Annotated in this window: 11 protein-coding genes; 5 read left to right on the top strand and 6 right to left on the bottom strand. The window is 63.4% G+C overall.

Annotated elements, in window-relative coordinates; genetic code table 11:
• Window positions 1-230: 230 nt before the first annotated feature.
• Complete coding sequence (gene ubiA, locus EOB36_RS31370) at window positions 231-1,214, bottom strand: 4-hydroxybenzoate octaprenyltransferase (protein WP_095486214.1); 984 nt, start codon at window positions 1,212-1,214, stop codon at window positions 231-233.
• A 216-nt stretch (window positions 1,215-1,430) separates the two neighbouring features.
• On the opposite strand from ubiA, the gene purD reads away from it, so the two are divergent.
• On the top strand, window positions 1,431-2,708 hold the full coding sequence (gene purD, locus EOB36_RS31365; protein WP_095486234.1) for a phosphoribosylamine--glycine ligase: 1,278 nt from the start codon (window positions 1,431-1,433) through the stop codon (window positions 2,706-2,708).
• Window positions 2,709-2,728: 20 nt separating this feature from the next.
• On the opposite strand, the gene EOB36_RS31360 is transcribed toward purD, so the two are convergent.
• Together EOB36_RS31360 and EOB36_RS31355 are read right to left on the bottom strand one after the other, a co-directional pair.
• Entirely contained in the window at window positions 2,729-3,829 is a 1,101-nt protein-coding gene (locus EOB36_RS31360; protein ID WP_164759238.1) for a glycoside hydrolase family 25 protein, read from the bottom strand.
• A 175-nt stretch (window positions 3,830-4,004) separates the two neighbouring features.
• Window positions 4,005-4,241 (bottom strand): hypothetical protein, encoded by a 237-nt coding sequence (locus tag EOB36_RS31355; RefSeq protein WP_095486212.1) that lies wholly within the window; start codon window positions 4,239-4,241, stop codon window positions 4,005-4,007.
• 210 nt (window positions 4,242-4,451) lie between these two features.
• On the opposite strand from EOB36_RS31355, the gene EOB36_RS31350 reads away from it, so the two are divergent.
• Entirely contained in the window at window positions 4,452-6,230 is a 1,779-nt protein-coding gene (locus tag EOB36_RS31350; protein ID WP_128286396.1) for an acyl-CoA dehydrogenase, read from the top strand.
• A gap of 33 nt (window positions 6,231-6,263) precedes the next feature.
• Window positions 6,264-7,019: a crotonase/enoyl-CoA hydratase family protein gene (locus EOB36_RS31345; protein WP_095486210.1), complete on the top strand. Its 756-nt coding sequence runs from the start codon at window positions 6,264-6,266 to the stop codon at window positions 7,017-7,019.
• Between the two features lie 43 nt (window positions 7,020-7,062).
• Here EOB36_RS31345 and EOB36_RS31340 read toward each other — a convergent pair whose 3' ends face one another.
• From EOB36_RS31340 to pdxH, 3 genes are all read right to left on the bottom strand, one after another.
• Window positions 7,063-7,356, bottom strand: coding sequence for a type II toxin-antitoxin system RelE/ParE family toxin (locus EOB36_RS31340; protein ID WP_095486209.1), 294 nt, complete (start codon window positions 7,354-7,356; stop codon window positions 7,063-7,065).
• A complete protein-coding gene (locus tag EOB36_RS31335) occupies window positions 7,353-7,598 on the bottom strand; it encodes a CopG family ribbon-helix-helix protein (RefSeq protein ID WP_095486208.1) in 246 nt (81 codons plus the stop codon). Before EOB36_RS31335 ends, EOB36_RS31340 begins: the two co-directional genes overlap by 4 nt.
• A gap of 182 nt (window positions 7,599-7,780) precedes the next feature.
• Window positions 7,781-8,398, bottom strand: coding sequence for a pyridoxamine 5'-phosphate oxidase (gene pdxH / locus EOB36_RS31330; RefSeq protein ID WP_128286395.1), 618 nt, complete (start codon window positions 8,396-8,398; stop codon window positions 7,781-7,783).
• A 40-nt stretch (window positions 8,399-8,438) separates the two neighbouring features.
• Between pdxH and EOB36_RS31325 the strand changes: the two genes are divergently transcribed.
• Together EOB36_RS31325 and EOB36_RS31320 are read left to right on the top strand one after the other, a co-directional pair.
• On the top strand, window positions 8,439-8,912 hold the full coding sequence (locus tag EOB36_RS31325; protein ID WP_095486206.1) for an RT0821/Lpp0805 family surface protein: 474 nt from the start codon (window positions 8,439-8,441) through the stop codon (window positions 8,910-8,912).
• A gap of 99 nt (window positions 8,913-9,011) precedes the next feature.
• On the top strand, window positions 9,012-9,932 hold the full coding sequence (locus tag EOB36_RS31320) for a DnaJ C-terminal domain-containing protein (protein ID WP_095486205.1): 921 nt from the start codon (window positions 9,012-9,014) through the stop codon (window positions 9,930-9,932).
• Window positions 9,933-10,347 lie beyond the last annotated feature (415 nt).

The following is a 10,347-nucleotide window of genomic DNA, read 5'->3' as shown; positions in this document are numbered from 1 at the left end:
CAAAACACGATCCGCCATCCCGAATCTCCCTGCTCCAACCTTCACCACAGAATCACCGTTCGGCTTCTGTGCAAAGGTCTCCTTGTGGGAGAAGGTGGCCGAGCGAAGCTCGGTCGGATGAGGGGTGTTCCAGGGAACGCGAACGCCTCATTCCTTCCAACACCCCTCAACCGTCTCGGCGCTGCGCGCCGATCCACCTTCTCCCACAAGGGGAGAAGGGAACAGGCTCCCTAAACCAGCGGCTTCAGCGCCACCCACACAGCGCCGCCGATCAGGCCAAGGAAGACCAGCCAGCCGACCTGGTTGTTCGACCTGAACAGAAGCATGCACTGGTCCGGATCGTCGATGTCCAGCATGGCGATCTGCCTCGTCATATGGGCGCCGGCGGCGACCAGCCCAGCCAGCGCCGGCACTGGCGCCTGTGCCGACGCGAAGGCGATGGCGAAGCAGACCAGCGCCCCGCCATAGAGCCCGACGAGCCAGGCCTTGGTGTTGTCGCCGAACAGGCGTGCGGTCGAGCGCACGCCGACGATGGCGTCGTCTTCTTTGTCCTGATGCGCATAGATCGTGTCGTAGCCGATCACCCACAGGATGGAGCCGATATAGAGCATGACGGCCGGGCCATCGAGATCGCCGAACTCGACCGCCCATCCCATCAGCGCACCCCAGGAAAAGGCAAGGCCGAGAACCAGTTGCGGCCAATTGGTAAATCGCTTCATGAATGGATAAACAGCAACGATGGCAAGCGAGCAGATGCCGAGCAGGATGGCGAAGCTGTTGAATTGCAAAAGCACAGCGAGGCCGGCCAATGCCTGGATGACGAGAAACGCCCAGGCCTGCCGGCGTGTGACCTTTCCCGCCGGCAGCGGCCGCGAACGCGTGCGCTCCACCTGGTTGTCGATGTCCTGGTCGACCAGGTCGTTATAGGTGCAGCCGGCGCCGCGCATGGCGATGGCACCGATCAGGAACAGCACGAGATACCATGGCGCCGGTAGCAGCGAGAGCAGCGGGTCACCGGGGCGAGGGTAGGCGCTTGCCGCAAGGGCTGCCGACCACCAGCACGGCCACAGCAGCAACTGCCAGCCGATCGGCCGGTCCCATCGCGCAAGCTGCGCATAGGGCCACAGCCAGCGTGGCAGAATGCGGTAGACCCAGTGGCCGCTCGGCGCATCGGCGACGCGGCCCTGGGCTGCTTTCGACTGGACGGGTTCCATTGTGCTGGAGTGGCAGCAGAGGCGAACGCCGTCAAGCATCAAGCCAAATCGTCATGGCGTAAATATCGTAGGCGGCGAACCAGCCTTTCCCCCGATATCGGGCATTGATGCCCGACGTTCCCGTGCGCAATTGGTCCCAAATCATCCAAATGTCTTGACCCATCGTCCGAGGCGCAATAGCGCAGTCCTGATCGTGGAATGGCAAGGGATCTGGGCATGCGTGTTTTGTTGATCGGCTCCGGCGGCCGCGAACATGCCTTGGCCTGGAAGATTGCGGCCTCGCCGCTGCTGACGAAGCTTTACGCGGCCCCCGGCAATCCGGGCATCGGCCGCGAAGCCGAACTGGTGACGCTAGATATTGCCGATCATGCGGCGGTGGCCCGGTTCTGCATGGAGGAAAAGATCGACCTCGTCGTGGTCGGGCCGGAAGGGCCGCTGGTCGCCGGCATTGCCGACGACCTTCGCGCTGAGAACATTCGCGTCTTCGGCCCGTCCAAGGCGGCGGCGCGGCTGGAAGGCTCGAAAGGCTTCACCAAGGACCTTTGCGCGAAATATGATATCCCAACCGCCGCCTATGGCCGTTTCGGCGACCTGGCGTCGGCCAGGGCCTATGTCGAAAAGATGGGTGCGCCGATCGTCATCAAGGCCGACGGCCTCGCCGCCGGCAAGGGCGTCACCGTCGCCATGACGCTGGATGAGGCGCTGGCCGCGCTCGACGCCTGTTTCGACGGGTCTTTCGGACAGGCCGGCGCTGAGGTGGTGGTCGAGGAGTTTCTCACCGGCGAAGAGGCGAGTTTCTTCTGCCTGTGCGACGGCGCGACCGCGCTGCCGTTCGGCACCGCGCAGGACCACAAGCGTGTCGGCGACGGCGACATCGGCCCGAACACCGGCGGCATGGGCGCCTATTCGCCAGCACCGGTGATGACACCGGAGATGATCGACCGCACGATGCGCGAGATCGTCGAGCCGACCATGCGCGGCATGGCCGAACTTGGCGCGCCGTTTTCCGGCGTGCTGTTCGCCGGGCTGATGATATCAGACAAGGGGCCGAAGCTGATCGAATACAACACCCGTTTCGGCGACCCGGAATGCCAGGTGCTGATGATGCGGCTGAAGGACGATCTCTTGGTCCTCCTCAACGCTTCTGCCGATGGCCAGCTTGCACATATGTCAGCGCGCTGGCGCGACGAGGCGGCGCTCACCGTGGTGATGGCGGCCAGGGGCTATCCCGGCACGCCGGAAAAGGGCTCGGTCATCCGCGGCGTCGAAGAGGCCGCGGGCGATTGCGTCGAGATCTTTCATGCCGGCACCGCCATCAACAGCGGCGCGCTGGTCGCCAATGGCGGCCGTGTGCTCGACATCACGGCTGTCGGCGGCACCGTCGGCGGGGCGCAGAGACGAGCCTATGCCGCGCTCGACCGGATCGATTGGCCGCAAGGCTTCTGCCGCCGCGACATTGGTTGGCAGGCTGTGGCGCGCGAGCAGGTGCGCTGACCCTTCAACGGCTTTCAGATTTAGCGCAGCCCACGGTCGAACTCGGTCGATGCGGTGCTGACCGGATCGCTGGCGGCGGGCGCCGCTTCAGAGGCCGATGCAGAGCGCTTCTCCTTCCGCGTCCAGGCCACATATTCGGCAACCCCGCGCGGAAGGCGCGGCGCGGCCTTTACAAAAGGCAGTTGAAAGCTGCTGCGGAATTTGGTCCAGCGTGCGCTAAACGCGGCGGTTATTTCGGCGAAGGTCGGTGGTGCCGCCACGGTCGCGTAGGTGATGGCATTGCCGGCTAGCCCAGCCTCGCGCGAGAGAGGCACCGGTATCGAGGCGAGGTAAACCGGCTGCACGTCGATCAGGCCGCCGAAGGGCCATTGCGCGCGCAATGCGGCGGCATCCATCGGTGCGACATTGACATCGATGTCGTTGGGCGTGCCAGCCACCCGGTAAGGGCAGCGGAACCGCCCGCAATTCGCTTTTGCCGAAAACTGCCAGAGTGCGTAGCCTTGCCAGTTGCCCATCGGGAAATGCACGCCGATGTCTGGCTTGTAGCGCGCATACCAGAGCGGTAGCCGCGACAGGAGCCGGTATTTGTACTTGTTGTCGGCGATGTGCTTGGCGGTCTTGCCGTTGGTGTAGAGCACCGGAAAGCGGCCAATCCGCCGATGCACGTGGCGCACGAACTCCTCGGCATCCTCGAGCGACATCCATTTCGTGGGGTCATCATCCTCGATGTCGAGAGCAAGCAGGTCATCCGGCCCAGGCTTCGCGAAATTGATGAAATTATTCGCCTGTCCCACGGGATTGCCGGGGCGGGCGAGATGATAAGCGCCCCATTTCAGGCCGAGCGCCTTGGCCACCACCTTGCGCGTCTGGAACAGTTCCTGCGCTACCGCATGGCGCTTCCACAGCGTCTTGCAGAGCCTTGTCTCGGTCTCGGCACCGAAACAGAAATAGGGTGGCGGCATCCCGTCGGACGCCTTGTTGATGAAGCCGACGATGCGTTTGTCGGTGGCAAGTTCAGCCCAGTCGATGGAATTGTATTCGTAGGCGTCGATCACCAGCGCCCGGTCGGTGTTCTTCCACGGCTCGGAGAAATCCGAGGCTTGTGCCGGCCCCAACGCCATTGTCATCGCGGCCGCGACGACGAGGAGTCCTAGGCGGCGAAGGGGGTGCGCCGGCGGTTTCAAACAGCAGATCCTTGCTGGCCAAAGCCTGATCCTGAACCGCCATGGTTAAGGAAATGCTTTCGGCGGCCCGCGGCGAATGCCGCAATTCTGCCGGTGGCGGCTTCGCTTGCCATCAACGGCGGGAGAGCGGCTGGATTTGGAATGGGTCGGGCGCCGGCGCTTGCGGCAGCGTTCCCTCGGCCTCGCGTTTGCGATGATGAGCCACCGAGCATTGCGGCGAACACAGAATGCCGCGATCCGACCAATAGGCGGCGCCGTCCTCGACCTTGCCCCGATAGTGCCAAAAACCTGCCGCTCGATAGGGCAGCCCGCATTCGAGACAGCGATAGGCGTCAGGTCTGGCAAGCACGGGCGGTCCGATCCGGTGTTCTTGATCCGTCGCCGGTCGAACTTGTCCGGCTTTTGCCGAATTTAGCCTGTGTCGCAGCAATTGCAAAATCTGCGTGACAAATTTTGACGTTTACGTAAAAAGAAGGTGGGAGAGGCGACCCAAAGGCGGATGGTTTTGTGTCGGCACGGATCTTAAGTTGACCTGCCGGACACAGGAGGAGCGAGCGGCATGTATCGGGCACCAGTCGAGGAAATCGCCTTCACGCTGAAGCACGTGGCCGGCCTGAAGCCGGCGCTCGACGCCGGCACCTTTGGCGACCTTGGCGAAGATCTCGTCGACGCCATTCTGGCGGAAGCCGGCCGCTTCGCCACAGAGGAGATCGCGCCGCTCTACAAGATCGGCGATGAACAAGGTGCGGTGCTGAGCGGCGCTGCCGTCACCACGCCGCCTGGCTGGAAGGCGCTTTATCGTCGCTGGATCGACGGCGGCTGGAACGCGCTATCCGCACCGGAGGAATTCGGCGGCCAGGCGCTGCCGACCATGCTGGGCGTCGCGGCGCTCGAAATGTGGAACTCCGCCGCCATGGCCTTCGGCATCGGCCCGACGCTGACCATGGGTGCGGTCGAGGCGCTCGACAAGCACGCCTCGCCGGCGCTGAAGGCCAAATACTTGGAAAAGCTCGTCTCCGGCGAATGGATGGGCACGATGAACCTGACAGAGCCGCAGGCGGGCTCGGACCTGAATGCGTTGCGTGCCCGCGCTGAGCCGGCCGGCGACGGCACCTACCGCATCTTCGGGCAAAAGATCTTCATCACCTATGGCGAGCACGATTTCACCGACAACATCATCCATTTGGTGCTGGCGCGGCTGCCGGATGCGCCGGCCGGCACGCGTGGGCTTTCGCTGTTCCTGGCGCCGAAATTCCTTGTCGGCGACGATGGCGCGTTGGGCGCGCGCAACGACGTGTTCTGCTCCGGGCTGGAGCACAAATTGGGCATCCACGCCTCGCCGACCTGCACTATGATCTATGGCGATGGTTTCGAAGGGACAGTGCCTGGCGCGATCGGCTGGCTGATCGGCGAGGAAAACAAGGGCCTCGCCTGCATGTTCACCATGATGAACAATGCGCGGCTCGCCGTCGGCATGCAGGGCGTGGCGGTCGCCGAAACGGCCACGCAAAGGGCGCTCGCCTACGCCAATGACCGCCGGCAAGGCAAGGCTGCAAGCTATGATGGCGACGGCATGGCGCCGATCGTCCATCACCCGGACGTGCAGCGCAATCTCCTGACCATGAAGGCGCTGACCCAGATTGCGCGCGCCATCAGCTATTCCTGCGCGCATGCCATCGACAACGCGCGGATATCCAGTGGCGATGAAGCCACCCACTGGCAGGAGCGCGCCAATCTGTTGACGCCGCTGGCCAAGGCCTTTTCCACCGATGTCGGCGTCGAGGTCGCCTCGCTCGGGCTGCAGGTGCATGGCGGCATGGGCTTTATCGAAGAGACGGGTGCGGCAGCACTTTATCGCGACGCGCGCATCGCGCCGATCTACGAAGGCACCAACGGCATCCAGGCGATCGACCTGGTGGCGCGCAAGCTGCCGCTTGGCGGTGGCGAGCATGTTCGTGGTTACATCGCCGAACTGAAAGCGGTCGCCAGTCAGGTGCGGACCTCAAATCTTCAGGGGTTTGGCCGCACCGCCGATGGTCTCGACAAGGCACTCGACAATGTCTGCGAAGCGACACGTTTCCTGCAAGGGCTGCTTGCCGACGGCCGTTCGGACGAGGCGCTGGCCGGTGCGACGCCATATCTGAGGCTGATCTCGCTTGCGGCGGGCGGCGCTTATCTGGCGCGCGGCGCGCTTGCCGACCAAAGCCGCATCGCCCTTTGCCGTTTCTTCGCCGAAAACCTGCTTGGCGAGGCGGGCGCGCTGAAGGAGCGCGTCATCGGCGGCGCCGAAAGCCTTGCCACTGCCAGCAAGGCACTGATTTCTGCCGGAACTTCCTGACGTTCACAAGTTCACGTCCACAAGGGGCCGACTATGACAGACCATATCCTCGTCGAGCGCCAGGGCGCCATCCAGATCATCCGCATCAACCGTCCGGAAAAGAAGAACGCGCTGACGCGCGCCATGTATGCGAGAATGTCCAAAACCCTTGCCGAAGGCGATGCCGATCCGGCGGTCCGCGTTCATGTCTTCCTCGGTGTTTCAGGGGCCTTCTCGTCCGGCAACGACCTAGCCGATTTCATGGTCGTCGCCACCGGCGGTGAGGGCGGCACCGAAGTCTGGGATTTTCTGATGGCACTGGCCAGGGCGGAAAAGCCATTGGTTTCCGGTGTCGATGGCATCGCGGTCGGCATCGGCACCACGCTCAACCTGCACTGCGACCTGACCTTCGCCACGCCGCGCACTGTGTTCCGAACACCCTTCGTCGATCTCGGCCTGGTTCCCGAGGCGGGATCGAGCTTGCTTGCGCCTGAGATTCTGGGCCGGCAAGGCGCTTTCGCGCTGCTTGGTCTCGGCGAAGGTTTTTCGGCCGAGCGGGCGAAGGCCGCCGGGCTGATCTACGCGGTGGTCGAGGAAAACGAGCTCGAAGCCTCCGTGCTGGCAGCGGCCGGCCAGATCGCAGCCAAGCCGCCGCAAGCGCTGAAGATCGCGCGCGACCTGATGCGCGGCTCGCGTGAAGACCTCGTTGCCCGCATCGGTGAGGAGAGCGAGCATTTCCGCGAGCGGCTCAAATCCGACGAGGCCCGCGCTGCCTTGATGGCCTTCATGACCAGGAAGAAAGCAGGCTGAAGGCGGTGTGGCCTGATGACGCGAGCCATGGTGTTGGGCGATTTTAGAGGGCTTGTGGCCACCGTTGGGCGGTGTGCATGACGGTGAGTATTTCGACAGTCTCGCCGTTGACGCGATAGGGTACGATATACGGAATATCAACCAAAACGAGTTCCCGCGTCGCCTTGATGCGCCCGATGCGCCCCATGGCCGGTTGCTCGGCGAGATGTTCTGCCGCCGTCACGATGCGCGCAATGACTCGGGCGGCCGCTTCGGGGTTGTCTTTCTCGATATGCGCGCCGATTTCGTCAAGCCGACGCAGCGCTCGCATGGTCCAGCGGATTCTTTTGCGGCTCATGCTCGGCGGGCGGACTTGACGTATTTTCCGACAACACCGGCTACATCACGGTCACTGGCAAAATCGCCGCGCTCAGCTTCGGCCAACCCGGCCTCTATCTCGGCGAGTTGCCATTCCTCACGGGCTACAAAGTCCTCAATGGCCTGCGCAGCCACATAGGAGCGCGAGCGGTCGAGCTTTTCGGCAAGCTGGTCAAGCCTGTTTGCGGTTTCATCCGGGACGCGCACGGTAAAAGCCGTCATGGTCTTAACTTTCGTTTGGTTCACGATGATTATTGGTGAACCAACGTGGTTCGTCAAGGATTACCGGGGTCCTCCTGGGGCCTGGTGCCCCTTACTTCAAGGCGCGCCACCCTATATCGGCGATGCCATGTTGCCGCGCGCCCAGTTCTCCCGTTGGTGAAGCTGCTTAAGGGCCACCCTTATCAGGGATAAAGCCTTGTCTTGTCCCAGCCGCCCTTGGCGTTGCGTGAAAAGACGACGCGGTCGTGCAGTCGGAAGGGCCGGTCGTGCCAGAACTCGATCGTCTGCGGCACGATACGGAAGCCAGACCAGTGTTTCGGCCGTGGGATCTCGCCGATCGCATAGCGCGCCGTGTATTCGGCAACCGCTTTTTCCAGTGCGAAGCGGCTCTCCAGCGGCCGCGATTGCTTCGACGCCCAGGCGCCGATGCGGCTGCCGCGGGGGCGCGTCGCATAATAGGCGTCCGCTTCCGCTTCGGTGACGATCTCCACCGGCCCGCGCACGCGCACCTGCCGGCGCAGCGATTTCCAGTGGAAGCACATCGCCGCCTTCATGCTGCCAAGAATCTCACGGCTCTTGGCGCTCTCGAAATTCGTATAGAAGACAAATCCGCTTTCATCGAACCCCTTGAGCAGCACCATCCGCACATTCGGCATGCCCTCGGCATCGACGGTCGCCAGCGCCACGCCGTTGGGATCGTTGATCTCACTCTTCGTCGCGTCGTCGAGCCATGCGGCAAAGAGGCGGAATGGCTCGGCAGCCTCGGCAAAGTCACCGCTTGTTAACTCAGTTTCGCTCATAGTTTTTCCAAATTCTGTTGCCGGCTGGGGAGATTGCCGATTGTCGCGTATCGCGCAACTTTTTGACAGCAGGCAATGGAGCCTTATTGCTTCGGCCAGCGCCCAGGCTGCGGTCAAGGTCGCGATCGTGCTGGTAGCCTTGTCGCTTGCCGGCTGCGGTGGCGGCGGCTTCAGTTTGGAGCAGGCGGAGGTCGACCGTACAATCCTCACCAGCAGCACCCCTGTTTCTGCCTCGCCGATCGATCAGGATCGCGCCTCGGACCAGACGACGATCCGCAACGCGGTGTCTTCCGCCGATATCCAGGAACTTGGCGGGCAGGCCGTGCCCTGGGCGAATTCCGATACCGGTTCGCGCGGCTCGATCACGGAACTGGCAGAGTCTAGGGACAACGGCCAGCTTTGCCGCCGCTTCACCGCCTCGCGCGAAAGCTTCGACGGCGTCGCGCTGTTCAAGGGCGAGGTGTGCCTGGCCGGCGCCGGCGCCTGGCGGATGCAGGACTTCAAAGCGCTCTGATTTTCCGCCATCATATGACCGCGCGCCACTGGAATTTCTTCCTATGCGAGCGCATATAGATGGCAATCGTGGACTCACTCCTTCTCCAGGGCAGGAAGCATGCGCGACCCCTATGAGGTGCTGGGCGTTGCTAAGAACGCATCGGCCAAGGACATAAAATCGGCGTACCGCAAACTCGCCAAGGAGTATCATCCGGACCAGAATCCGGATCCCAAGGCGAAGGAGCGGTTTGCCGCGGCCAACCAGGCTTACGAGATCGTCGGCGACGAGAAGAACCGTGCCGCTTTCGATCGCGGCGAGATCGACGCCGATGGCAAGCCGCGTTTCCAGGGCTTCGAAGGTGCCGCGGGCGGCGCCGATCCGTTCGCCGGCTTCCGTCGGCAGCAAGGACCGGGCGGCTCGCGCTTCGAGTTTCGCTCAAGCCGTCCGGGCGGCGATCCGTTCGACGGCAACAGCGACATCTTCAGCCAGATTTTCGGCGAGACCTTCTCTCGCGGTGCCGGCACGGGCGCCGGCCGGCAGGCGCCGTCCGGCGCCGACCTGAACGTGACGCTCGACGTCACCATCGAGGAAGCGGCGACCGCGGAGAAGGTGACCGCGATGTTCCCCGACGGACGCAAGGTCGCCGTCAAGCTGCCGGCCTATGTCGAGGACGGCCAGACCATCCGGCTGAAAGGCCAGGGCGAGCAAGGGCCGGGGCAGCCGGGCGACGCGCTGGTCAAAATCCACTTCCGCCGCCATCCGCGCTATCGTGTCGAAGGCCGCGACCTCCATGCCGACTTGGCCGTGGCACTGGCGGATGCCGTGCTGGGTGCCAAGGTGGCGGTCGAAACGCCGACCGGCAAGCTTGCGGTCAATGTCCCCGCCTGGTCGAGCTCGGACAAGGTCCTGCGGCTGAAGGGCAGGGGCCTGCCGGAAAAAGTTGGCGGTCACGGCGATCTCTACGCACATGTGCGGCTGATGCTGCCTGAAGGTGGCGACAGCGATCTCGAAGCGCTGATGCGCAACCGAAAACGCTAGCTTGGCGCGTCAAAGGCGGGCTGCGCCGCAAACGCTCCTGTCTCTCACCTGTCCGTTTTGATCGATTGCAGGACTCAGCCGCATTCCGCGACATCGCTCGATGACGAACGCCCGCCCGGAACATGGCCGGCTCGCGCCAGGCGGGTCAGTCGCTCGTCGCCGACAGCGTTTTCTTTTGCGCGGGCGGAATAAACCCGCGGCCGCCCCGTTTCCAGACCATGCCGGAGGCCGATGAAGTCGCGGTCAAAAACCGCCAGGACCGAGCTCAGCCGAGCGGGCTGAACGTCGAGGGGCGGTCCAAGAGCACGTCTTGCCCCAATCTGGATCTTTTGGTTGACTAACGAAATTGTCCGTCAAACGAGTAGCAACGAAGGAGCGCGTCGGATTGCTGGGTCATGCGTTATCGAGTTTGGAA

The sequence above is a fragment of the Mesorhizobium sp. M6A.T.Cr.TU.017.01.1.1 genome, assembly GCF_004023115.1.
GTDB classification, from domain to species: Bacteria; Pseudomonadota; Alphaproteobacteria; order Rhizobiales; family Rhizobiaceae; genus Mesorhizobium; species Mesorhizobium mediterraneum.
This window is presented reverse-complemented; position numbering and strand designations above follow the sequence as displayed.

Bases quoted from the DNA above. Each gene is read 5' to 3' on its own strand.
- ubiA (WP_095486214.1), bottom strand. From the start codon at position 1,214: ATGGAACCCGTCCAGTCGAAAGCAGCCCAGGGCCGCGTCGCCGATGCG.
- purD (WP_095486234.1), top strand. From the start codon at position 1,431: ATGCGTGTTTTGTTGATCGGCTCCGGCGGCCGCGAACATGCCTTGGCC.
- EOB36_RS31360 (WP_164759238.1), bottom strand. From the start codon at position 3,829: ATGGCGTTGGGGCCGGCACAAGCCTCGGATTTCTCCGAGCCGTGGAAG.
- EOB36_RS31350 (WP_128286396.1), top strand. From the start codon at position 4,452: ATGTATCGGGCACCAGTCGAGGAAATCGCCTTCACGCTGAAGCACGTG.
- EOB36_RS31345 (WP_095486210.1), top strand. From the start codon at position 6,264: ATGACAGACCATATCCTCGTCGAGCGCCAGGGCGCCATCCAGATCATC.
- EOB36_RS31340 (WP_095486209.1), bottom strand. From the start codon at position 7,356: ATGAGCCGCAAAAGAATCCGCTGGACCATGCGAGCGCTGCGTCGGCTT.
- EOB36_RS31335 (WP_095486208.1), bottom strand. From the start codon at position 7,598: ATGACGGCTTTTACCGTGCGCGTCCCGGATGAAACCGCAAACAGGCTT.
- pdxH (WP_128286395.1), bottom strand. From the start codon at position 8,398: ATGAGCGAAACTGAGTTAACAAGCGGTGACTTTGCCGAGGCTGCCGAG.
- EOB36_RS31320 (WP_095486205.1), top strand. From the start codon at position 9,012: ATGCGCGACCCCTATGAGGTGCTGGGCGTTGCTAAGAACGCATCGGCC.